This window comes from Microbacterium sp. GQ128, assembly GCF_059758615.1.
The window spans coordinates 266491-288823 of sequence record NZ_JCAXDY010000001.1 but is presented as its reverse complement, the minus strand read 5'-3'; the positions used below and the strand labels follow the sequence as shown (position 1 = coordinate 288823).

The following is a 22333-nucleotide window of genomic DNA, read 5'->3' as shown; positions in this document are numbered from 1 at the left end:
CGAAGACGAAGGAGACCACGCATGCCCGACCGTCTGCCGATCAGCCGGCGCACCGTCCTCACCGCCGGAGCGCTCGGCGCTCTCGGAACCGCCCTGCCCCTCGGTACCGCCTCCGCAGCCGCGGCCCCGGACATCGCCCCGGCGGGCGCCGGAGCCGGCCGCGGTCTGCGGTTCCGCGCCGACGGGACCTTCAAGGTGGTGCAGTTCAACGACACGCAAGACGATGAACTCACCGACCGCCGCACGGTCGAACTGATGGAGAAGGTGCTCGATCAGGAGAAACCCGACTTCGTCGTCATCAACGGCGATGTGATCACCGGCGGCTGCGAGACCCGGCTCGCCGTGAAGCAGGCGATCAACAACGTCGTCACGCCGATGGAATCCCGGCGCATCCCCTGGGCGGTCACGTACGGCAACCACGACGAGGACTCGCTCCCGCAGTCGGGCGTGGACGAGGCGGGGATGCTGAAGATCTACCGCTCGTACGAGTACAACGTGAATGCCGAGAGCACGCGGGGCGTGACGGGCACGAGCAACACGATCGTGTCGATCGGCTCGGCCGCCCGGAAGAACCGCGAGGCTTTCGCGCTGTGGCTGATGGACTCGGGGCGCTACGCCCCCGGCACGATCGATGGCCAGGACTTCGCCGGATACCCGACCTGGGACTGGCTGCGGATGGACCAGGTGGCCTGGTACCGCGAGCAGTCGCAGCGTCTCGAACAGCGTCGCGGGCGCAAGGTGCCGGGGCTGATGTTCCTGCACATCGCGTTGTGGGAGCACCGCTTCATGTGGTGGGGCGGCGTGGACACCCGCACGGAGGCCGATGCCGCGCGCGGCAGGGCCCGGCACGCCATCGTCGGTGAGCGCAACGAAGACGAGTGCCCCGGTCCGTTCAACTCGGGGATGTTCAACGCGATCCTCGAGCGCGGCGACGTGAAGGGCGTGTTCGTCGGCCACGACCACATCAATGACTACGTGGGCGACTACTACGGCGTCATGCTCGGCTATGCCCCCGGCACCGGTTTCGGCGCATACGGTCTCGATGGCGCAGAGCGCAACCGCATGCGCGGCGGTCGGGTGTTCGAGCTCAAGGAGGCGGGTGACGAGGTGACGATCGCCACCCGCGTCGTCTACGCGCGCGAACTCGGCATCGACCTCACGGCGAACGACCAGCCCATGGAGCCACTGCCCCTCGCCCCGCGCCAGCAGCGGGTCTGACCCTCACACACACGACGCCGGGGACCCGTTCGGGTCCCCGGCGTCGTGTGTGGAGCGTGCCGTGGCTCTCAGGCTTCGACGGGTTCGTCCCTCTTGGCCCACAGGTCGCGGATCACGTTCTCGAACGCGGCGGGCGGCTGTGCACCGCTGATGCCGTACTGGCCGTCGACGACGAAGAAGGGCACTCCCTGGATGCCGTAGGCCCGTGCCTGCGCCTGATCCTGACGCACGGCCGGGAGGTACTGCTCGCTCTCGAGCGCGGTGCGGGCGCGGTCGGCGTCGAGCCCCACCTCGGCCGCGAGGGCTACGAGGTCGTCGATACGCCCGACGTGCTTGCCTTCGGTGAAGTAGGCGGACATGAGCCGCTCCTCCATCTCGTGCTGCAGCCCTTCGGCCTTCGCGAAGTGCAGCAGCTCGTGCGCCTTCACGGTGTTGGTGTGCTGCAGGATGTCGAAACGGTACTCGAGCCCCGCGTTCGCCGCGACACCGGTCACGTTCGACAGCATCTGCTCGACCTGCTCCCGCGGCATGCCCTTGTGGCCAGCGAGGAAGTCGATCTCGTCTCCGTCGAAGTCGACCGGGGTGTCGGGCGACAGCTCGAACGAGTGGAAGGTGATGTTGACCTGCGGCGCGTCCTCGTCGGCAGCGACCGCTTCGAGACCCTTCTCGAGGTTGCGCTTGCCGATGTAGCACCAGGGGCAGGCGATGTCGGACCAGATGTCGATGGAGATGGGTTCAGTCACACTTTCATCCAACCGCATGCGCCTCCGAGCTATTCCGAGGCAGCGGGGGCGACATCGGTAGGATTCTCGGATGCTCACCGCCGCCGACCCGCTTCCCTTCCGGCCCGAGCGGGTCCTGATCGCCGGTGTCACGGGCTCCGGCAAGACGACTCTCGCGCGCCGCGTCGCCGGAGTGTGGGGGCTGCGCCACGTCGAGATCGACGGCCTGTTCCACGGGCCGGACTGGACTCCGCGGCCCGAGTTCCTCGACGACGTCCGCTCCTTCGCGTCCGAGGACCGCTGGGTCACCGAGTGGCAGTACACGAGCAAGGGCACCGACGAGATCATCACGCCGCGTGCCGACCTCGCGATCTGGCTGGACTACCCGTACCGCGTGGTGCGGTCCCGCCTGGTGCGGCGCACACTGAGGCGCAGCATCCTCCGCACGCGGATGTGGAACGGCAATGTCGAGAAGCCCGTCTGGCAGATGTTCCGCGGAGATCCCGAGGAGAACATCCTGGCGTGGCAGACCAAGACCCTCGGGCATTGGGCCGAGCGGATGCCGGATTACACCCTGCGCTTCCCGCACCTCACGGTCGTCCGACTCCGGGATCCCCGCGAGACCGAGCGGTGGCTCCGGGTTCAGGCGGGAGCGTCCGGGGTGTCGATCGCCCCGCCGAAGCGACGGTCCCGCGACAGGTAGATGTCGATCGCGCGCCAGAGCTCCTCCCGCGAGAAGTCCGGCCACAGGGTGTCGAGGAAGACCATCTCGGCGTACGCCGACTCCCACAGCAGGAAGTTCGAGGTGCGCTGCTCCCCCGAGCTTCGCAGGAACAGGTCGACGTCGGGCATGTCCGGCACGTACAGGTTCCGGCGGATCATCTTCTCGGTGATGGCCTTCGGCTTCACCCGACCGGCGGCGACGTCCTCGGCGATGGCCCGCATCGCGTCGACGAGCTCGACCCGGCCGCCGTAGTTGACGCACATAGTGAGGGTGAGCACGTCGTTGCCGCGGGTGAGCTGCTCCGCGTGCTGCAGCTCCTTGATGACGCTGCCCCAGAGACGGGGCTTGCGGCCGGCCCAGCGGATGCGCACCCCCCATTCGTTGAGCTGGTCGCGGCGGCGGTGCAGCACATCGCGGTTGTAACCCATGAGGAAGCGCACCTCCTCGGGAGAGCGCGCCCAGTTCTCGGTCGAGAACGCGTACACGGAGAGATGCTTCACACCGGCCTGGATGGCACCGGCGACGACGTCGAGCAGCACCTCCTCGCCCGCTTTGTGCCCTTCGATCCGGTTGAGCCCCCGACGGTTGGCCCAGCGCCCGTTGCCGTCCATCACGATCGCGACGTGCTCAGGCACGGCCCGGAACGCCGGCGGGCGCACGCCCGTCCAATCCAGCGGGCGATAGGGCACCGCATCCTTGTGCGTGTAGGGCTTCGGGCTCATCGTGGTCCTTCCGACGAGATGTCCGACACATGGGCGAGCGAGCGGATGCCGCGCTCCAGGTGCCATTGGGCGTAGGCGGAGACGAGTCCGGACGCGGCTGCCGTGTCGGCGTGCGGGGACGCGTCGATGACGTCCCACTCCCCCGAGATCAAGGCACGGAGCAGGGTCAGCGTCTTCTCGGCGACGCGCGGGCTGCCGGCCGGGGCGCAGTTCGTGCACACCAGCCCGCCCAGCTGCGCGACGAACCGGGAGTGCGGGCCCGGCGTGCCACAGCGCGCGCATTCATCGAGGGAGGGCGCCCATCCGGAGAGGGACATGACCCGCAGGAGATAGGAGTCCAGGATGCTGCGCGCGACGTGCTCTCCGCGCGACAGCGCCCTCAGCCCGCCCACGAGGAGCAGGTACTGATCGGGGGTGGCCTCGGCGTCACTCAGCCGGTCGGCGGTCTCCACCATCGCGTTCGCCGCGGTGAACCGGTCATAGTGCGCCGCGATGTCCGTGCCGTAGGAGCCGAGCGATTCCGCCTGCTGCACGATGTCGAGCGAGCGCCCCTGATACAGCTGCACGTCGGCGACCATGAACGGCTCGAGCCTGGCGCCGAACTTCGACGACGTGCGGCGCACCCCCTTCGCGACCGCGCGGACCTTGCCGTGGCGCCGCGAGAGCATGGTGACGATGCGATCCGCCTCACCGAGCTTGTGAGTGCGCAGGATCACCGCTTCGTCTCGGTAGGTGGGCACCCCTCGATTATCCTCCGTACGGAAGAATGGTCGGGTGACCGAACCGCTCTTCACCATTCCGCTGTGGGCGGACCTGCTCGGCGTCGGCCTCGGCGGGGTCCAGGGCGCGATGTTCGCATCGGGGTTCCAGGGCCAACGACGCCTCGACTGGCTGGGCGTCGCGATCATCGGCATCATGATCGGGATGGGCGGCGGTCTCATCCGCGACATCCTGCTCGGGCAGACCCCGGCCACCCTGCAGAACCAGTGGTATCTCGTCACGGCGGCGGGTGCGGCACTCCTCGGCATGCTCCTCGCGGGTCTGTTCACCCGCCTGAACACCGCGATCGTCGTCCTCGATGCGGTGGTCATCGGGATGTTCGGTGCGTTCGGGACCAGCAAGGCCCTGGCCTTCGGCATCCCCGAGGTGCCCGCGGTGTTCATCGGGGTCTGCGCGGCCGTCGGCGGCAGCGTGCTCCGCGACATGCTGATGGGGCTGCCGACCGCGATCATGCACGTCGGCTCCCTCTATGCCGTCGCGGCCGGTGCCGGGTGCACGTTCATCGTCATCGCCGTGGCGCTGGGCATGCCCATCACGATCGCCGCGGTCGTCGGCATCGCCGTGACGACCGTGATCCGCATCCTCGCCGTCACGTTCGATGTCTCCCTCCCGGAGCAGCGCCGCATCTATCGACGCAAGGTCGCGGCCGAGACGGGCGCCATCGCGATCGTCAAGCCCCGCGCCGACAGCTGAGCCTCGGGATCAGGACCCAGTCCGCTCCTCGATGAGGGTGCGGAGGCCGTCGAGCACCCGGGCCAGGCCGAACTCCCAGGCGGCATCGGCGTCGTAGGCGGCGCCCAGGGATTCGCCCGCGGCCCGACCGACGGACTGCGCGAGCGGGTGCTCCTCCCCGAGGTGGGTCGACAGACGCGGTCCCGCCTCCGCCCAGAAAGCGCCGAGCTGCTCCTTCTCGGAGTTCTCCCGCATCCGGCTCGCCGCGGCACGCACGAAGTCCAGGACGAACGACAGGGCGGCGTCGCGTTCCACGTCCCCCAGCCCGGTCTCATCGAACGCGTGCAGCTCGCGGTCGTACTTCGCGATCGTGCCGGGTCCGAGCGCGGCACGCTGGTCCGCGATGTCGACCAACCAGGTGTGCCCGCGCAACAGATCGAGGTTGTCCTCGGCCACGGCGCGCACGCGATCGGACCATCCGGCTCCCACGACCGGCCGCACGATCATCCGTGCGTGCATCTGATCGACCATCAGCACCAGCAGGTCATCGCGGCTGTTGACATGCGTGTAGATCGACATCGGCGGGAGCTCGAGCGACTGCGCGAGGGCGCGGATCGTCACGGTAGCCAGGCCTCCGCGATCGGCGAGCTCGATCGCGCGCGAGACGACCTCCGCCGTCGAATGCCGCGCCCGGGGACCGCGCCGCCCGCCGGCGGCAGCCGAGTCATCCCGCCAGAGGAGATCCACCAGATTCTTGGCCATGTCGGAATAATCCTCTCACGCGGCGACTTAACCATGTACGTTGTACGTAGTTTAGACAGGAGACACCGTGAACATCATCCAGACCGCCATCTCGCTCAACGTCCCCGACGTCGCCGCCTCGGCGTCTTTCGCGAAGACCCACTTCGGATTCGAGGAGGCCATGTCCGCCGAGGGCTTCGTCTCCCTGCAGCACCCGGACGCGCCGAACCTCATCTTCCTGCAGACCGGGCTGCAGACGTTCCGGCCTCAGGAGATCGCCGGCTCGGCAGGGCAGGGCACACTGCTCGTGTTCGTCGTCGAGGACATCGATGCGGAGTTCGCCCGCATCGCGACGAGCGCACGCGTCATCACTCCGCCGGAGACCGAGCCATGGGGTGAGCGCTACTGCCAGTTCGCCGACCCGAACGGCCTCGTCTGGCAGCTCGTCCAGTGGGTGTGAGCAGGTGACGACGGACGCCCCCTCGGTCGTCACCGAGGGGGCGTTCGCATGCGCACCGTCAGACTGCTGCGAGCTCCGGCTGACGCGCGCGGATCGAGCGGTTGACGCCCGAGACGATCGCCTTGAGGGATGCCGTCGAGATGTCACCGTCGATGCCGACGCCCCACAGCCGCTGGACGCCGACCTGCAGCTCGACGTACGCGGCCGCCTGCGCGTCGCCGCCGGCGCTGAGAGCGTGCTCGACGTAGTCGTACACCGTGATGTCGAAGCCCTGACCGCGCAGCACCTCGACGAACGCCGCCACCGGGCCGTTGCCGTTGCCCGACACCGAGACCTGCTGGTCGTCGTCGCGCAGCACCACGTCGAGCACCACGTCACCGGACATGTCGCTGCGGGTCTGGGTCGCGAGCAGCTCGAACCGCCCCCACTTGGCCGCAGAGTCGTCGGCGGGCAGGTACTCGTCGTTGAAGATCGACCAGATCTGGTCGGACGTCACCTCGCCGCCCTCGGCATCCGTCTTGGCCTGCACGACACCGGAGAACTCGATCTGCAGCTTGCGCGGAAGATCGATCGCGTGATCCGACTTCAGCAGGTACGCGACGCCGCCCTTGCCGGACTGCGAATTGACGCGGATGACCGCCTCGTACGAGCGACCCAGATCCTTCGGGTCGACAGGCAGGTACGGGACCGCCCATTCGATCTCGTCGACCGTGACGCCCTCGGCGCTCGCCCGGGCCTCCATCGCCTCGAAGCCCTTCTTGATGGCGTCCTGGTGCGATCCGCTGAACGCGGTGAAGACGAGGTCGCCGGCCCACGGGCTGCGCTCGGGCACGGGCAGCTGGTTGCAGTACTCGACCGTGCGCTTGACCTGGTCGATGTCACTGAAGTCGATCTGCGGATCGATGCCCTGGGTGAACAGGTTGATGCCGAGCGCGACGATGTCGACGTTGCCCGTGCGCTCGCCGTTGCCGAACAGGCAGCCCTCGATGCGGTCGGCGCCCGCCATGTAGCCGAGCTCGGCGGCGGCGATGGCGGTGCCGCGGTCGTTGTGCGGGTGCAGCGAGAGGATGATGTTCTCGCGATGGTTCAGGTGACGGCTCATCCACTCGATCGAGTCGGCGTAGACGTTCGGCGAAGCCATCTCGACCGTGGCCGGCAGGTTGATGATCACCTTGCGGTCGGGGGTCGGCTCGAAGACCTCGATCACCTGGTTGCAGATGTCGACGGCGAACTCGAGCTCGGTGCCGGTGTAGCTCTCGGGCGAGTACTCGTAGTAGACCTTCGTGTCCGGGATCGTCTTCTCGAACTTGCGGCACAGGCGCGCGCCCTCGAGTGCGATGTCGACGATGCCCTGCTTGTCGGTGCGGAACACGACCTCGCGCTGCAGCACGCTCGTGGAGTTGTACAGGTGCACGATGGCCTGCTTGGCGCCGGCGATGGACTCGTAGGTGCGCTCGATCAGGTGCTCGCGCGCCTGGGTCAGCACCTGGATGGTGACGTCGTCGGGAATCAGGTTCTCTTCGATGAGCTGGCGCACGAAGTCGAAGTCCGTCTGGCTCGCCGAGGGGAAGCCGACCTCGATCTCCTTGTAGCCCATGCTGACGAGCAGCTCGAACATGACCCGCTTGCGCTCGGGCGACATGGGGTCGATGAGAGCCTGGTTGCCGTCGCGGAGGTCGACGGCGCACCACCGCGGCGCCTCGGTGATGCGGGCGTCGGGCCAGGTGCGGTCAGGCAGGTGGACGGAGATCTGCTCGTGGAACGGCCGGTACTTGTGGATCGGCATCGCGGACGGGCGCTGAGTGTTCTGCATGATGGGGCTTCTTCTCTTCGTCAAGATGAACGGGCCAACACAAGCGCCGCGACGAGGAAGGCCCTAGCTTTAGGACTCGTCGCGGCAGCTAAGAAGAAGCAGACCGCCGAAAGGCATGTGGTCATGCTAGCAGGCATATGCGGGCGGTTTCGACGTGTCTGAGACGATCAGGCGCTCGCAGACACTCCCCCGTATGAGCACATCGCAGCGTCGCCTGATCCTCGCCGTGGCATCCGCCGTCGGACTCCTCACGTTGAGTGCCTGCACGGCGGGACCCGGCAGCTCGGCGGCCCCGACGAGCACGACCGTCCCCTCGGACCAGCGCCTCGAGGACGCGCATCCCGAGCCGCCGGAGGGGCGCGTCATCGCGGTGGGCACCGTGCTGGATGACGCGGGCGACGTCGCGCTGTGCACGGGGGCGGTCATGGAGTCCTACCCACCGCAGTGCTCCGGCGTGCCGCTGGACGAGTGGACCTGGGACGGTGTGGATGGCAGCGAGACCAGCGGTGACACGACGTGGGGCGAATACGCCGTCTATGCCACGTACGACGGCGAGCGGCTCACCCGGACCGACCCGCCGATCATGCTCGCGCTGTACGACACGGTCGCTCCCGAGGATCCGACGGGCGGCGTCGAAGGCTCGACGCCGGAGGACGAGCTGACCAGGGTCCAGGACGACATCTCCGCCCGCCTCGGGGCGGATGCACTCACCGTCTGGACCGAGCGTGGATACGTCTGGCTGCAGGTCATCTGGGACGACGGCACGATCCAGGATGCGATGGATGCCGAGTACGGCGACGGTGTGGTGGTCGTGGAGTCGACCCTGCGCGAGATCGACTGACCTACGGGATCAGGGCGAGCTTTCCGCCGGGGTGGCCGGACGCCAGCAGTCGATGGGCGTCGCGTGCCTCGGTGAGGGGGAACGTCCGGGCGACCGGCACCACGAGGTCGCCGTTCTGCGCGAGCGCGATCAGCTCGCTGCGCACCTCGTCGCGGAACCGGGCACTGGCGGGCATCGACCCGGCGATCGCCAGGATCCCCTCGGCCTCTGCGCGCCCCAGCGCGGCGATCGTGACGATGCGACGGCGATCGGCGACGAGGTCGAGGGACACGTCGACGGCCTCGTCGGTGCCGACGGCATCGAGCGCCGCGACGACCGGCACGTCCGCGACCATCCGGACCCGGTCGGCGAGCCCCGGACCGTAGCGGACGGGCTCTCCCCCGAACCGCCGTACCTCGTCGAACCGATCGCTGCTCGCGGTGCCGATCACCCGGATGTCGCGGAGCCGAGCCTGCTGCAGGACGCTCACGCCGACGGCCCCCGAGGCGCCGTGGAGGATGACGGTCTCCCCCGGCGCTGCCCCGGTGACCGCCAGCATCTCGGCCGCAGTGGTGCCGACGAGAAGCAGGTTCGCCGCCTCCGGGTGCGTGAGCGTGGACGGCTTCGCGAACACCTTCTCCGCCGGGACCGTGACCTCTGTCGCGTAACCACCGCGCACCCGGAACGCGACGACTTCGTCTCCGATCGCCGCGGAACCGGAGCCGATCCGGGTGTCCGGGCCGACCGCGCTGAGCACGCCGGACACCTCGTACCCGATCGGCACAGGGAACTCGAGGCCGGGGCGGCGGGAGGCGACGTGCTTCGCGTCCGCAGGATTCACGCCGGCCGCGTACACCCGGATCGTGACCTCACCGCGCCCGGGTGCCGACAGGCGCTCCTCGACGAACTCCCACGAATCCGGCGGGCCCGGCGCGGTCGCCACCCAGTGCTTCGCCAGCGGCAGTTCTCCCGACGACATCGACGGCGACACCGCTCAGAGGAGGCAGCGCAGGTTGGTGACCGTGCCGGAGACGTTGCTCCAGCTCCCGGCGGGCACGGTCTTCAGGACGGTCGAGCCGTTGCGCACCTGCACGTATCCGATGCTGCGCGCGTTGGCAGCGGACTTGACCGCGAAACTCGACGGGATCGTGTGCACGGCGCAGGTGCCGAACGTGAGAGCCGCTCCACCGAGCGACGTGCTGTTGTAGGCGCAGATCCTGCCGGTGGTGCAGCTGCCCACCGACCACGCTGCCATCCCCGACGAGGCGGGGACGGTGAGTTCCATGCCGAGCTTGGGCCATACCGCGTGCCGCCCGTCGATGAGGATCCCGCCCGGCACCTCATCGAGTACCGCCGCGACCAGGGGATCGACCTCGCGCTCGTCCTCAACGGCGGCCATGGCGGGGACTGTCCCGAGCGTCATGACCATCCCGAGCACGGCGACCGCCAGCAGAGAGCTGCGTCTCATCGCACGGTCTCCTCATCGAGATCCCACATCTGATACGAGATGATCGCGCCTGCGGGGAACATGTCATCGGCCTTCAACACCGTGCGCTCGACGCCCACGATCCGCCCGGTATCGCGCGACACCAGGACGAGGTCGCTCACGGCGCCGTCCGGGGACTGGACCCGGACACCGGTCACCGCACGCCCCAGTCGGTCGGTCGTGTTCCCGAGAGCCTCACCGGAGGCGGCCTCCTCGAGCAGGAGAAGCAGCTCTTGGTGCTGGGCGTCGGTCAGGGTCCACTGATCGAGGACCGACGTGAGCGCCAGCCCGACGTCGTACGCGGTGGGATCCGCCGGCATCCCGAACGCCTCAAGCATCGCCACCATGTCGTCACGTGTCTCGCCGGGCACCGTCGTCCAAGGAGTATCGAAATCCCCCGGCTCCATCACCAGATCGGTGACGACCTCGCCGCTGCTCGAGACCTCGGCGGCATTGCTGGCGACCGCGTCGGAAGGGTCATACGGCACTCCCGCGACGATGGTCATCCGCCCGGAGCCGTCCGGTTCCCACACGAGGGTCGAGAGCTGCGGAACGACCGTCGTCGTCTTCGCGTCGACGTCGACCTGGAAGCCCCAGGAGGCAGTCCTGACTGTTCGCATCGGCGCTGTCGGCCCCGGCGTCTCGGCGAGAGCTGTCTCCGCGTCGTCGACAATCTGAGCGACCGTGCTCGATCCACTGAATTCGAGCGGTGCGGGGGTGCCCGCGACGGCGGCACCCTGCGGAGAGAGCACCCCGATCACCAAAGCGGTGGAGGCGGCGACGGCCGTGAGCCCGCCGGCCCAGCCGAGTGTCTGCGCCCGCCGGCGCTTCGGTGCCACGTCGTTTCGGAGGATGCGGTCGCGGGTCGCGAGAGCACGGGCATCGGGTGGCGCATCACGGGGCGTCGGCGCAGGGTCGGCTTCGATCAGCATCCGCTCGAGCACGGCGTTGTCAGTCATCACCCGTTATCAGCCCCTCCAGGCCCAGCTCATCGCGCAGACGGTTCTGCGCGATGCCCAGCGTCTTGCGTACCCGGAACTCAGAAGCGCGCAACAACTCCGCGATCTCCCCCACCGCGAGTCCATCCCAGTACGTGAGCATGATGATACGCCGTTGGGCTGGAGTGAGGACACCCAAAGCACGAACGACCTCCGAGCGACCTGCCGGTCCCGGCTGTTCGTCGGCGTCGGTCACTCCACCGTGCACGGCGTCGACGGCGCAGTTCGGCGTCGAAGAACGACGCGAGCGAGAGCGCAGACGTCGATCAGCGGCGCGGAGCAGCCAGACGCGACCGGGCGGTCGCGCCGGTCGCAATCGCGACCAGGCGTGCAGGAACACCTCGGAGACGATCTCGGTGACTTCCTCCTCGTCGCCGACGACGCCCTCGACGTGGTGCCGGACCGCCGCCCAGTGAGCGTCGAAGACTCGTGTGAAGACCTCGTTCCGCAGCGGATTCGGGTCATCGCTGCGGAAGCTCATGTCTGCGGGGTCGGCAGCCTTCCCGCCGCCATCGACGTGTGACCGGGCCTCATCTCAGAAGCCGAGCCGGCCGAGCTGCTTCGGGTCGCGCTGCCATTCCTTCGCGACCTTGACATGCAGACCGAGGAACACACGGGTGCCGAGCAGCGCCTCGATGCCGACGCGGGCACGCGCGCCGACCTCGCTGAGCCGCTTGCCCTTGTGCCCGATGATGATCGCCTTCTGGCTGTCGCGCTCGACGACGATCGACGCGTGCACGTCGGTGAGATCGGTGCCCTCGCGCGGCGCGATGTCGTCGATCACGACCGCGATCGAGTGCGGCAGCTCGTCGCGGACCCCTTCGAGAGCCGCCTCGCGGATCATCTCGGCGATGCGGTCCTCCTGCGACTCGTCGGTCGTGATGCCCTCCGGATACAGGGCGGGGCCCTTCGGCATCAGCAGCAGGATCTCATCGGACAGGACGTCGAGCTGATCCCTCGTCAGTGCGGACAGCGGGATCACCGCGGACCAGTCCTCGCGCAGCGCATCGACCTCCAGCAGACGCTCGGTGATCTCGTCGCGGGCCGCGACATCGGTCTTCGTCACGATCGCGATCTTCTTGGCGCGCGGATAGCCGTCGAGCGACGCGGCGATACGGCGATCGCCCGGTCCGACCTTCTCGTTCGCCGGTACGCAGAAGCCGATCACGTCGACGTCGCCGAGCACCTGCTCCACCAGGTCGTTCAGCCGCTCGCCGAGCAGTGTCCTCGGCTTGTGGATGCCCGGCGTGTCGACGATGACGAGCTGTCCCTCGGGGCGATTCACGATGCCGCGGATGGCGCGACGGGTGGTCTGCGGCTTCTCACTGGTGATGGCGATCTTCTCGCCGACGAGCGCGTTCGTCAGCGTCGACTTTCCGACGTTGGGGCGGCCGACGAAGGTCACGAATCCGCTTCGGGTGTCGTCAGTCATCGTGTCGATCTCCTTCATCCTGCGAAGCGTCAGGGTCTCCTGCCGCACGTTCCACGAACACCGTCGCGATCCCGCGACCACGGCCGCGAGAGGCTCCTCCGGTGAGGACCAGGCCCTCCACCGTCGCCGTCGCCCCGGGTTGCGGAACCTGTCCCAGCGCTTTGCCGAGCAGACCGCCGATCGAGTCGACGTCCTCGTCCTCGAGCTCGAGGCCGAAGAGATCGCCCACGTCCTCCAGGGAGAGACGGGCACTCACGCGGTAACGTCCGTGACCGAGATCGACGAACTCTGCGGATACCTGATCGTACTCGTCGGAGATCTCGCCGACGAGCTCCTCGATCAGATCCTCGAGCGTCACGAGGCCCGAGATGCCGCCGTGCTCGTCGATCACCAGGCATACGTGCACGGCGTCGCGCTTCATCTGCTGCAGCAGCGTCTCGGCCCGCATCGACTCCGGCACGAAGGTCGCCGGTCGCGCGATCGGCCGGATGGACGCGGCGCGCCAGGCACTGTCGTCGCGATACGCGAACTGCACGAGGTCCTTGAGGTAGAGCACGCCGACGACGTCATCGGCGTCATCGTCCACGACGGGCATCCGGGAGACGCCGCGGTTCAGGAACAGCGACATCGCCTCGTCCGTGGTCGCGGTGGCATCGACGGTCACCATCTCGGTGCGCGGCACCATGACGGCGCGGACGAACTGGTCGGTGAAGTCGAACACCGAGTGGATGAGGTCTCGGTCGTCCTCCTCGATGAGGTCGTTCGACGCGGCCTCATCGACCATGCTGAGCAGCTGGTCCTCGCTGGCGAAGGAGCTGCGGCCCGTGCCGGGCGTGACCCTGTTGCCCAGCACGACGAGTGCCTGGGCGAGCGGTCCGAGGAAGATGCGGAGTCCGCGGACGATCGAGGCGGTGCCGCGGATCATGCCCTCCGCGTGCTGACGACCGAAAGACCGAGGGCTCGCGCCGACGAGCACGAACGTGATCGCCGTCATCAGCAGCGCGGCGGCGAGCATCGCCCACCAGTTGTTGTCGATGAGCATCGTGAAAGCGACGGTGACCAGCACCGCAGCGGTCACCTCGGCGAGCACGCGGATGAACGCGACCGCGTTGACATGCGCGTCCAGGTCGGCGGCGATGCGCCCCAGTGCCTTGGCCCGGCGCCCCTCGGTCGCCATGTCCGCGAGATTCGCGCGGGAAGCGACCCCGTAGGCGGCATCGATCGCGGCCATGAGACCGCCGAACGCCACCAACAGGACGGCGGCGACGAGAAGGAGGGCGGCCGTCATCGGCGACGTTCAGCCGCGGCGAAGCCCTGGATCAGTTCCTTCTGCAGTCCGAACATCTCACGCTCCTCGTCGGGCTCGGCGTGATCGAATCCGAGAAGGTGCAGCAGACCATGGGTGGTGAGCAGGATCAGCTCATCCATCAGGGTGTGACGCGCGGCCTGAGCCTGCGCCTCCGCCACCTGCGGGCACAGCACGATGTCGCCGAGGAGTCCGGGAGCGGTGGGGCGGTCCTCCGTACCCGGACGCAGCTCGTCCATGGGGAAGCTGAGCACGTCGGTGGGACCGGGCTCGTCCATCCACTGCACGTGGAGGGCCTCCATCGCACCCTCGTCGACGAGGACGATCGCGACCTCGGCATCCGGGCTGACGTGCAGCTGCGCCAGGTTGTAGTCCGTGAGCCGCTGCAGCACGGTCTCGTCGACGTCGATGGCCGACTCGTTGTTGATCTCGATCATGAGAGTCCTCGTTTCGGCATGCGGTCGCGTGGTCCGGGGCGCTGCGCTCCCCTGCGGTCGGCGCGGTTGGCGAACTCCGCCGCCTGCTCGCGCTCGAATCGCTGTGATGTGCGCTTCTCGTCGTACTCGCTGTATGCGTCGACGATGCGTCCGACCAGCGAGTGGCGGACGACGTCGTCGCTGGTGAGTCGGGAGAAGTGGATGTCGTCGATTCCGTCGAGCACGCGCGTGACCAGACGGAGTCCGGAGGAGCCCTGCGGGAGGTCGACCTGGGTGATGTCTCCCGTCACGACCATGCGCGTGCCGAAGCCGAGGCGCGTGAGGAACATCTTCATCTGCTCGGGCGTGGTGTTCTGCGCCTCGTCGAGCACCACGAACGAGTCGTTGAGCGTGCGCCCGCGCATGTAGGCGAGGGGCGCGACCTCGATGGTCCCCGTCGCCATGAGGCGCGGCACGATCTCGGGGTCCATCATCTCGTTGAGCGCGTCGTACAGCGGTCGGAGATACGGATCGATCTTGTCGGTCAGCGTCCCGGGAAGGAACCCGAGCCGCTCGCCCGCCTCGACGGCCGGACGGGTGAGGATGATGCGCGTGACCTCCTTGCGCTGCAGCGCCTGCACGGCCTTCGCCATCGCCAGGTAGGTCTTGCCGGTACCGGCAGGGCCGATGCCGAAGACGATCGTGTTCTCCTCGATCGCGTCGACGTACTCCTTCTGCCCGAGCGTCTTCGGACGGATCACCTTGCCGCGCGTGGTCAGGATCGCCTCGCCCAGGACCTCGCTCGGCCGCGGACCGCCCTCCTGGCGCAGCATGCGCGCAGAGCTGGAGACGTCGCTCGGAGCCAGATCATGGCCGGCTCTCGTCATGGCGAGCAGTTCTTCGACGAGGGCCTTCGCCTTCGCGACCGCAGCCGCGTCTCCGCCGAGGGTGATCTCGTTGCCGCGCACGAGCACCTGCACATCGCGGTGCTCCTTCTCGAGCATCCGCAGCAGACGGTCCTGTGGTCCGAGCAGCTGCACCATGGCGACGCCGTCGGCATAGATCTTCTCGACCGCCTCGGGCGGTCGACCGCCCAGGCTGCGCTCCTGCGGTTCGTTGTTGTCAGGCACCGACGCTCTTCTCGGTCAATCCCCCGGCCAGCACATGGGCATGGACGTGGAAAACGGTCTGTCCGGCGTTCGCGCCGGTGTTGAAGACGAGGCGGAAGTCGCCGTCGTCGGTGTGCTCCTGGGCCAGCTTCCCGGCGAATGCCACCATCTCGGCCAGCAGCGACGGATCCCCCGCGGCGAGTTCTGTGACGTCGCGGTACTCCGCGGTCTTCGGGACCACGAGGAGATGCACCGGCGCCTGCGGGGCGATGTCGCGCAGCGCGAACAGGCGATCGGTCTCGCCGAGGATCTCGGCAGGGATCTCCCCGTTCAGAATGCGCGTGAAGATCGAGGGTTCCGTCATGCGCTCAAGTCTACTGATCGCGGCGTCCGTGGCGCCCTGGGGCCTCCACAGCCGGAACCGAGCTCACCAGCGGCCGAGCGCCACCGACAGCACGGCGATCGCCGCCGGGCCCGCCGTGGACGTCCGCAGCACCGTGTCTCCGAGGAGCACGCGTTCCGCCCCCGCCGCCGTCAGCCGGTCGAGCTCCTCCTCGGCGATCCCGCCTTCCGGCCCCACGACCAGCACCAGATCACGACCGTCAGCCTCGATCTCGGAGAGACGCACGGAGGCCGTCGGATCGAGCAGCAGCATCCGCTGCGAAGCCGCCCGTTCGGCGAGCTGCTTCGTCGAGACGGGGGCGGTGACCTCGGGCACCCAGGCCCGATGGGCCTGCTTCGCGGCCTCGCGCACGATGGTCGCCCACCGTTCGCGGCCCTTCACCGCCTTCGGACCCTCCCACCGTGACACGCTGCGACTCGCCTGCCACGGCACGATCTCGTCGACCCCGAGCTCGCACGCCGCCTGCACGGCCAGCTCATCGCGGTCGCCCTTCGCGAGCGCCTGGATCAGGATGATTCGCGGGCTCGGAGCCGGATGCTCGACGCGGTCGGAGATGCGCACCTCGACACGGGTCGGAGAGACCTCTTCGGCCGCACCGGTCAGCCACACACCCGCGCCGTCGCCGACCGTGACCGCTTCGCCGACGCGCAGCCGCCGCACGACGGCCGCATGCTTCGCCTCCGCGCCCGTCAGCGACACGAGATCGCCGACTCCGGCACCCGCCGAGGACTCCACGAGGAAGTGCAGTGCCATGATCAGTGGCTGCGGAAACGGTCGCGGAGCTTCGAGAAGAGCCCGGGCTGGAACTGCGCGAGCTGCGGATCCGGTGCCTTGGTCTTCTTCGCGAAGTCCTCGATCAGCGCGCGCTGCGCGGAGTCGAGCTTGGTCGGTGTCAGCACCTGCACGCCCACGCGGAGGTCTCCGCGCTGGGTGCCGCGGAGCGGGGTGATGCCCCTCCCCTTGATGGTCAGGACGTCCCCGGACTGCACGCCGGAACGGATCTCGAGATCGACCTCGCCGTCGAGTCCCTGGATCGTGGTCTCGGTGCCGAGGATCGCGTCGGTCATCGACACCTCGAGCGTGGCCAGCAGGTCGTCGCCCTCCCGGCTGAAGGCGGGGTGGGCGTTGACCGTGACCTCGACGTAGAGGTCGCCGTTGGGGCCGCCCGCCTTGCCGACCTCTCCCGAGCCGGGCAGTTGGAGGCGCAGACCGGTCTCGACGCCGGCTGGGATGTCGAGCGAGACCGTGCGACGCGAACGCACGCGACCCTGGCCGCCGCAGGTGCCGCACGGGAACGGGATGGTGGTGCCGTAGCCCTCGCAGGTGCCGCAGGGCTGGGAGGTGACGACGTTGCCGAGCAGGCTGCGCACCTGGCGCTGCACATGACCGGAGCCGCCGCAGATGTCGCAGGTGACCGGGGAGGTCCCCTCCTGGCAGCAGGAGCCGTTGCACGTCTCGCACAGCACCGCGGTGTCGACGTCGATGTCGCGGTGCGCACCGAACACGACGTCGCCGAGGTCGAGCGTGACACGGACGAGCGCGTCCTGGCCGCGCTCCCTGCGCGAGCGGGGTCGCGCCCCGCGACCGCCGCCCTGGGACGCGCCGAAGAACGTCTCGAAGATGTCGCCGAAACCGCCGAATCCGCCGAAGTTGCCGGCAGCGCCGTCTCCCCCGCCCATGTCATAGCGGCGCCGTGACTCGTCGTCGCTCAGCACGTCGTACGCGTGCGTGACGAGCTTGAACTTCTCCGCCGCATCCTCACCGGGATTCACGTCCGGGTGCAGCTGTCGCGCGAGGCGTCGATACGCCTTCTTGATCTCGTCGGTGGAAGCGTCTCGGGACACCCCGAGAACCTCATAGTGGTCCGCCACAATCGCCTTTCTGCGTGTGTCTTCCGGCGCGACCGCGTCAGCGGCCGGCCTCGTCTTCGTCGAGCATCCGCGACAGGTAGCGGGCGACGGCCCGCGCCGCAGCGAGGTTGCTCGGGTAGTCCATCCGCGTCGGCCCCATCACGCCGACGCGCGCGGTGCCGCTGGGTGCGGCGTAGTTGCTTGCGACGATAGATGCCTCGCCCAGACCGAACGGCGCATTCTCGGTGCCGATGCTGGCGGCGAGCCCGTGCTCGTCGGTCACCATCTCGCTCATCAGCCGCAGCAGCGTCACCTGCTCCTCGATGGCCTCGAGGAGCGGATGGATGCTGCCGCGGAAGTCCTGCTCACGGCGGGCCAGCGTGGCCGCTCCTGCCATCACCAGACGCTCCTGTCGGAACCCGCCGAGCTCATCCATGACGACGCTCGCGATCGCGCGCAGCACGAGGTCTTTCGGAGCGTCTTCCGCGGCCAGCAGGGTCTGGAGCCGGTCGGAGGCCTCGCCGATGCCGTGGCCGGTGATCAAGGCGGCCATGCGTGCACGCAGCACCGCCATCTCGGCCTCGTCGATGGCCTCCGGCAGCAGCGCCACGCGTTGCGACACACCGCCGGCGTCCGTCACCAGCACGATGAGGAGTCGGTTGGGCGCCAGTGCGACCAGCTCGACGTGCGTGACATGAGCCCGCGCGAACGACGGGTACTGCGCGAGCGCGACCTGACCGGTGAGCTGCGTCAGCACCCGCACGGTGCGCACCATCAGATCGTCGAGGTCGGCGGGCTCACCGAGGAACGATTCGATCGCCGAGCGCTGGGCCGACGAGAGCGGCCGCAACTGCGCCAGGTGATTCACGAAGACGCGGTAGCCCTTGTCGGTCGGCACCCGACCGGACGAGGTGTGCGGAGCCGTGATGAGCTCCTCGTCCTCGAGCAGCGCCATGTCGTTGCGGATCGTCGCCGCTGAGACGCCGAAGGAGTGCCGGTCGACGATGGAGCGGCTGCCGACGGGCTCGTGGGTCTCGACGTAGTCCTGCACGATCGCGCGGAGAACCTGGAGTCCTCGCTCTGTGACCATCGCCCTTCCCTTCCGCTGGCACTCGGACGTTCAGAGTGCCAATCCTACCCCGTGCAGCTCCGGATTCTCCGTACCGCGGACACCCGACCCTAGGATGACGCTCATGACCTCCTCGCCTCAGACCACGCTGTCGACCGGCGCCGTGCGCGGTTCCGAAGAGGAGGGGGTCGCCCGTTTCCTCGGCCTCCCCTTTGCCGCACCGCCGTTCGGCGAGAACAGGTTCCGGGCGCCGCAGCCGGCACGCGCGTGGGAGGGCATCCGTGAAGCGACGCAGTTCGGCCCCACTGCTCCGCAGCTCCCCTACGCCGGCGCGATCGGCGAGCTCCTCGGCTCGGTGCGCATCGACGGCGACGACATCCTCACGGCCAACGTCTGGGCGCCGATCGGGGCTTCGGCGGCACCGGTGCTTCTGTGGATCCACGGCGGCGCGCTGGAGCGCGGCACCGCCGCTCTGCCCCTCTACGACGGCACGGTGTTCGCGAAGGCGGGGATCGTCTTCGTCTCGATCAACTACCGTCTGGGATCGGAGGGATTCTCGGTGCTCGAGGATGCGCCGAGGAACCTGGGCCTGCGCGACGCCGCCGCGGGGTTGGCGTGGGTGCATCGCGAGATCTCCGCCTTCGGCGGCGATCCGGCGCAGATCACCGCGATGGGAGAATCCGCCGGCGGGGCGATCGTCGCCGGGCTTCTCGCGCGAGAGGATTCCCGCGCGCTGATCCATCGCGCCATCATCGAATCCGGGCCGCTCGCTGCGCAACCGGTGAAGAAGGCGGGCCGGGTGACCGCGCAGCTCGCGAAGAGACTCGGGGTCCGCGCCGACCGCGCCGCGTTCGCCGAGGTCTCGCCCGAACAGCTGCTCGCTGCCAGGAAGGCGCAGTCCGCCGGATCCTCTCCGCTGGGTGGAGCTCCCGGCTTCCAGTTCGCCATCGACCCGGAGAGCCTGCCCCGCTCTCCGCAGGAGGTGCTCGGCGAGATCGACACACCGATCCTGATCGGCAGCAACACCGACGAGTACCGCCTGTGGTTCCCACCCGAAGCCTTGGCCGGGATCGGCGAGCTGAAGCTGCAGGCCGCGCGGATCCTCTCCCGCATCCCGCGACGTGCGGTGCGGGAGTACCGCTCGGCCTTCCCCGGAGCGAGCACGGGCGAGGTGTTCGGGCAGCTCGTCACGGACATGCTGCTGCGGGCGCCGTTGAGCCGCCTGGCAGCCGCACGGCCGGGTCTCACCCACGTGTACGAGTTCGCGTGGCCGAGCCCGGTTCGCGATCTGCGCGCCGCGCACGCACTGGAGCTCGGGTTCGTGTTCGATCGCCTCACGGACGACGAGACGGTGCGGTTGGCGGGCCCGGGCGCGCCACAGGCGCTCGCGGACGAGATGAACGCGGCCTGGATCGGATTCGTCACGAACGGCGACCCGGGCTGGCCGGTGTACGGCTCCGGCCGACGGACGCGGATCTTCGATGCCACGAGTGCGACGCTGCCACAGCGCCGAACGACGGGGATGGATCTGCTCCCGGGCTGAACCGCCCCCGATCAGGGGATCAGTCGGTGAGCTCCCGCACCACGGCATCCGCGAGAAGTCGACCGCGCAGCGTGAGCTGGACACGGCCCCGGATGGCGGCGGACGGGTCCACGAGCCCATCGGCGATCAGCCCGGCGACGCGACTCCGGTTCGCGGCGGGCACCTCGTCGACCGCGATCCCCTCACGGATGCGGCTCAGCAGCAGGATGCGCTCCAGCGTCCGCGACTCGGCATCCGGCCGCTCCGTTCCTGCTGCGGGCGACTCGGACGCCGCGAGCCGCTGTGTGTACGCCGCGGGGTGCTTCACGTTCCACCAGCGCAGCCCGGCGACGTGGCTGTGCGCACCGGGGCCGAACCCCCACCAGTCGCTCCCCCGCCAGTACGCGAGATTGTGTCGCGAGCGCTGCTCGGGCGTACGCGCCCAGTTGCTGACCTCGTACCAGTCGAAGCCACCCGCCGCGAGACGCGCATCGGCGAGCTCGTACATGTCGGCCTGCAGATCGTCATCGGGGGTCGGAACCTCTCCGCGGCGGATCTGGCGGGCGAGCTTCGTCCCGTCCTCGATGATCAGCGCGTACGCGGAGATGTGGTCGGACTCGAGCGCGAGCGCCGCGTCGAGCGAGGCCTCCCAGTCCGCGAGCGTCTCCCCCGGCGCCCCGTAGATCAGATCGACGCTGACGGCGAGACCGGCATCCTTCGCCGCAGCGACCGCGGTGGTCACGTTCTCAGGCCGATGTGTGCGGTCGAGGGAGGCGAGCACGTGAGGCACGGCCGACTGCATGCCGACCGACATCCGCGTGACACCGGCGGCGGCCAGCGTGAGCGCGACCGCGGGCGTCACCGTATCGGGATTCGCCTCGACGGTGACCTCCGCGCCCTCCGCCAATCCGAAGGCTGAGGTCGCGGCCTCCAGCATCCGAGCCAGGTCGCCGGCCGGCAGCAGCGTGGGCGTCCCTCCGCCGAAGAAGACGGTGTCCATCGGCCGTAGCGCTCCCGCGTCTGCCAGCACCCGGCGGGCGAGGCCGATCTCGGAGATCAGCGTCGACGCGTAGTCCTCCTGTTTGGCGCCGCGGAGTTCGGTCGAGGTGTACGTGTTGAAGTCGCAGTATCCGCAGCGCACCGTGCAGAACGGGATGTGCAGGTAGGCCGAGAACGGCACGCTCGTGTCGACGGGAAGGTCGTCAGGCAGATGCCCGTCCGCCGGCGCAGGGTCTCCCAGAGGAAGCGGTCCCGCCATCACAGGGGGGTCGCGTACAGCGGGGAGATCGCGCGGAGGTAGCGCGCGAAGAGCTCACGACGGCGGCGTTTGACGAGCGCAGGCACCAGGCGATAAGCAAGCGCATGGGGAGCGTCGAACGCGCGGACGGTGAACCAGACCTCGTCGTTGTCTTCCCGCCAGTCGACGTCGAACGACTCTTCGCCGCGGACGACCGATCCGCCGACCGTTCCGAGCACGAAGCCGATGCGGCGGGTCTCCTCGGTCACGGAGATCACGCGAAGCTCCGCGTCTGCACGCATGCTTCCGACGCGGCCACGCAGATGAAGCGTCATCCCCGCGCCCACGTACGGCATTCCCTCCGCGTCGTAGCGAGGCTCGACGTCGCGCTTGCTCGGCGCGATCGGGTTGCCCTCGGCGTCGAAGCTCACCCCCGCATAGGCGGGACCCGGCGCCGGTCGCACGTCCTCGACGGAGAGTCCGGCCGCGCGCTGAGCCGTCCAGGACAGGAGCGCGTCACCGGCGGTCTGGAAGCGCTCGAGGCCGCTGCCGATCCGCCAGGATTCCTCCGCCGGGATGCTGCGCTCCGGCGGGTACTGCATCAGATCGGGCGCGTGGGTCGCACCCACGGCCGCATAGTCCACCGTGTCGTCTCGGAAAGTCCCGCGCCGCATGAGTTCCAGCCTACTTCCCGTTACCTGGGCGAACACCCCCACGCGCCGCACGGCGACACATCGTCGGCCCGAGCCCGTCGCTCCTCGACCCCTGCCCCTCCCGACCCTGGGTCTCGGAGCCTCCCACCCCTGGGTCTCGGACCCTCCCGCCCCTGGGCC

25 protein-coding genes are annotated in these 22333 nt (G+C 68.9%); 6 read left to right on the top strand and 19 right to left on the bottom strand.

What is annotated here, in order from left to right; genetic code table 11:
• Positions 1–21: 21 nt before the first annotated feature.
• Positions 22–1218 (top strand): metallophosphoesterase family protein, encoded by a 1197-nt coding sequence (locus AC6CHX_RS01390; RefSeq protein WP_498271369.1) that lies wholly within the window; start codon positions 22–24, stop codon positions 1216–1218.
• 68 nt (positions 1219–1286) lie between these two features.
• On the opposite strand, the gene AC6CHX_RS01385 is transcribed toward AC6CHX_RS01390, so the two are convergent.
• Positions 1287–1961 carry a DsbA family oxidoreductase gene (locus AC6CHX_RS01385; protein ID WP_029261732.1) on the bottom strand — a complete coding sequence of 225 codons (675 nt, stop codon included), beginning with the start codon at positions 1959–1961 and terminating at the stop codon, positions 1287–1289.
• Positions 1962–2031: 70 nt separating this feature from the next.
• On the opposite strand from AC6CHX_RS01385, the gene AC6CHX_RS01380 reads away from it, so the two are divergent.
• A complete protein-coding gene (locus AC6CHX_RS01380; RefSeq protein ID WP_498271368.1) occupies positions 2032–2643 on the top strand; it encodes a P-loop NTPase family protein in 612 nt (203 codons plus the stop codon).
• On the opposite strand, the gene AC6CHX_RS01375 is transcribed toward AC6CHX_RS01380, so the two are convergent.
• Together AC6CHX_RS01375 and recO are read right to left on the bottom strand one after the other, a co-directional pair.
• A complete protein-coding gene (locus AC6CHX_RS01375; protein WP_498271367.1) occupies positions 2583–3386 on the bottom strand; it encodes an isoprenyl transferase in 804 nt (267 codons plus the stop codon). The two genes, AC6CHX_RS01380 and AC6CHX_RS01375, sit on opposite strands and share 61 nt — an antisense overlap.
• On the bottom strand, positions 3383–4126 hold the full coding sequence (recO, locus tag AC6CHX_RS01370; RefSeq protein ID WP_376106438.1) for a DNA repair protein RecO: 744 nt from the start codon (positions 4124–4126) through the stop codon (positions 3383–3385). Before recO ends, AC6CHX_RS01375 begins: the two co-directional genes overlap by 4 nt.
• Before the next feature lie 34 nt (positions 4127–4160).
• Between recO and AC6CHX_RS01365 the strand changes: the two genes are divergently transcribed.
• Positions 4161–4859, top strand: a complete 699-nt coding sequence (locus tag AC6CHX_RS01365; protein WP_136042010.1) for a trimeric intracellular cation channel family protein — start codon at positions 4161–4163, stop codon at positions 4857–4859.
• A gap of 9 nt (positions 4860–4868) precedes the next feature.
• On the opposite strand, the gene AC6CHX_RS01360 is transcribed toward AC6CHX_RS01365, so the two are convergent.
• On the bottom strand, positions 4869–5600 hold the full coding sequence (locus AC6CHX_RS01360; protein ID WP_498271366.1) for a TetR/AcrR family transcriptional regulator C-terminal domain-containing protein: 732 nt from the start codon (positions 5598–5600) through the stop codon (positions 4869–4871).
• Between the two features lie 67 nt (positions 5601–5667).
• Between AC6CHX_RS01360 and AC6CHX_RS01355 the strand changes: the two genes are divergently transcribed.
• Positions 5668–6039 (top strand): VOC family protein, encoded by a 372-nt coding sequence (locus tag AC6CHX_RS01355; RefSeq protein ID WP_498271365.1) that lies wholly within the window; start codon positions 5668–5670, stop codon positions 6037–6039.
• Positions 6040–6097: 58 nt separating this feature from the next.
• On the opposite strand, the gene leuA is transcribed toward AC6CHX_RS01355, so the two are convergent.
• On the bottom strand, positions 6098–7852 hold the full coding sequence (gene leuA / locus AC6CHX_RS01350; protein WP_498271364.1) for a 2-isopropylmalate synthase: 1755 nt from the start codon (positions 7850–7852) through the stop codon (positions 6098–6100).
• A 193-nt stretch (positions 7853–8045) separates the two neighbouring features.
• Between leuA and AC6CHX_RS01345 the strand changes: the two genes are divergently transcribed.
• Positions 8046–8693, top strand: a complete 648-nt coding sequence (locus AC6CHX_RS01345; RefSeq protein WP_498271363.1) for a hypothetical protein — start codon at positions 8046–8048, stop codon at positions 8691–8693.
• A gap of 1 nt (position 8694) precedes the next feature.
• On the opposite strand, the gene AC6CHX_RS01340 is transcribed toward AC6CHX_RS01345, so the two are convergent.
• The 12 genes from AC6CHX_RS01340 to hrcA all read right to left on the bottom strand — a co-directional run bounded on the left by AC6CHX_RS01340 (position 8695) and on the right by hrcA (position 18762).
• Complete coding sequence (locus AC6CHX_RS01340) at positions 8695–9651, bottom strand: quinone oxidoreductase family protein (RefSeq protein ID WP_498271362.1); 957 nt, start codon at positions 9649–9651, stop codon at positions 8695–8697.
• Positions 9652–9666: 15 nt separating this feature from the next.
• Complete coding sequence (locus AC6CHX_RS01335; RefSeq protein WP_498271361.1) at positions 9667–10140, bottom strand: hypothetical protein; 474 nt, start codon at positions 10138–10140, stop codon at positions 9667–9669.
• The gene (locus tag AC6CHX_RS01330; RefSeq protein WP_498271360.1) at positions 10137–11117 is read right to left on the bottom strand and encodes a hypothetical protein; all 981 of its coding nucleotides are present in this window, start codon (positions 11115–11117) and stop codon (positions 10137–10139) included. The genes AC6CHX_RS01335 and AC6CHX_RS01330 overlap by 4 nt, the downstream gene beginning before the upstream one ends.
• A complete protein-coding gene (locus tag AC6CHX_RS01325; RefSeq protein ID WP_498271359.1) occupies positions 11110–11637 on the bottom strand; it encodes an RNA polymerase sigma factor in 528 nt (175 codons plus the stop codon). The genes AC6CHX_RS01330 and AC6CHX_RS01325 overlap by 8 nt, the downstream gene beginning before the upstream one ends.
• A gap of 54 nt (positions 11638–11691) precedes the next feature.
• Positions 11692–12588: a GTPase Era gene (gene era, locus AC6CHX_RS01320; RefSeq protein ID WP_168429529.1), complete on the bottom strand. Its 897-nt coding sequence runs from the start codon at positions 12586–12588 to the stop codon at positions 11692–11694.
• On the bottom strand, positions 12581–13876 hold the full coding sequence (locus AC6CHX_RS01315) for a hemolysin family protein (RefSeq protein ID WP_136042000.1): 1296 nt from the start codon (positions 13874–13876) through the stop codon (positions 12581–12583). Before AC6CHX_RS01315 ends, era begins: the two co-directional genes overlap by 8 nt.
• Entirely contained in the window at positions 13873–14331 is a 459-nt protein-coding gene (gene ybeY / locus AC6CHX_RS01310; protein ID WP_029261717.1) for an rRNA maturation RNase YbeY, read from the bottom strand. The genes AC6CHX_RS01315 and ybeY overlap by 4 nt, the downstream gene beginning before the upstream one ends.
• Complete coding sequence (locus tag AC6CHX_RS01305; RefSeq protein ID WP_498272012.1) at positions 14328–15353, bottom strand: PhoH family protein; 1026 nt, start codon at positions 15351–15353, stop codon at positions 14328–14330. Before AC6CHX_RS01305 ends, ybeY begins: the two co-directional genes overlap by 4 nt.
• A gap of 79 nt (positions 15354–15432) precedes the next feature.
• Entirely contained in the window at positions 15433–15783 is a 351-nt protein-coding gene (locus tag AC6CHX_RS01300; protein ID WP_498271358.1) for an HIT domain-containing protein, read from the bottom strand.
• Positions 15784–15846: 63 nt separating this feature from the next.
• A complete protein-coding gene (locus AC6CHX_RS01295; RefSeq protein WP_498271357.1) occupies positions 15847–16575 on the bottom strand; it encodes a 16S rRNA (uracil(1498)-N(3))-methyltransferase in 729 nt (242 codons plus the stop codon).
• A 2-nt stretch (positions 16576–16577) separates the two neighbouring features.
• The gene (gene dnaJ / locus AC6CHX_RS01290) at positions 16578–17693 is read right to left on the bottom strand and encodes a molecular chaperone DnaJ (protein WP_498271356.1); all 1116 of its coding nucleotides are present in this window, start codon (positions 17691–17693) and stop codon (positions 16578–16580) included.
• A gap of 37 nt (positions 17694–17730) precedes the next feature.
• On the bottom strand, positions 17731–18762 hold the full coding sequence (gene hrcA, locus AC6CHX_RS01285; protein ID WP_136041996.1) for a heat-inducible transcriptional repressor HrcA: 1032 nt from the start codon (positions 18760–18762) through the stop codon (positions 17731–17733).
• A gap of 103 nt (positions 18763–18865) precedes the next feature.
• Between hrcA and AC6CHX_RS01280 the strand changes: the two genes are divergently transcribed.
• Positions 18866–20284 (top strand): carboxylesterase/lipase family protein, encoded by a 1419-nt coding sequence (locus AC6CHX_RS01280; protein WP_498271355.1) that lies wholly within the window; start codon positions 18866–18868, stop codon positions 20282–20284.
• A gap of 19 nt (positions 20285–20303) precedes the next feature.
• Here the strand turns inward: AC6CHX_RS01280 and hemW are convergent, their stop codons facing one another.
• The gene (gene hemW / locus AC6CHX_RS01275; protein ID WP_498271354.1) at positions 20304–21521 is read right to left on the bottom strand and encodes a radical SAM family heme chaperone HemW; all 1218 of its coding nucleotides are present in this window, start codon (positions 21519–21521) and stop codon (positions 20304–20306) included.
• Positions 21521–22174, bottom strand: coding sequence for a DUF1990 domain-containing protein (locus tag AC6CHX_RS01270; RefSeq protein WP_136041993.1), 654 nt, complete (start codon positions 22172–22174; stop codon positions 21521–21523). The genes hemW and AC6CHX_RS01270 overlap by 1 nt, the downstream gene beginning before the upstream one ends.
• Between the last annotated feature and the right edge of the window lie 159 nt (positions 22175–22333).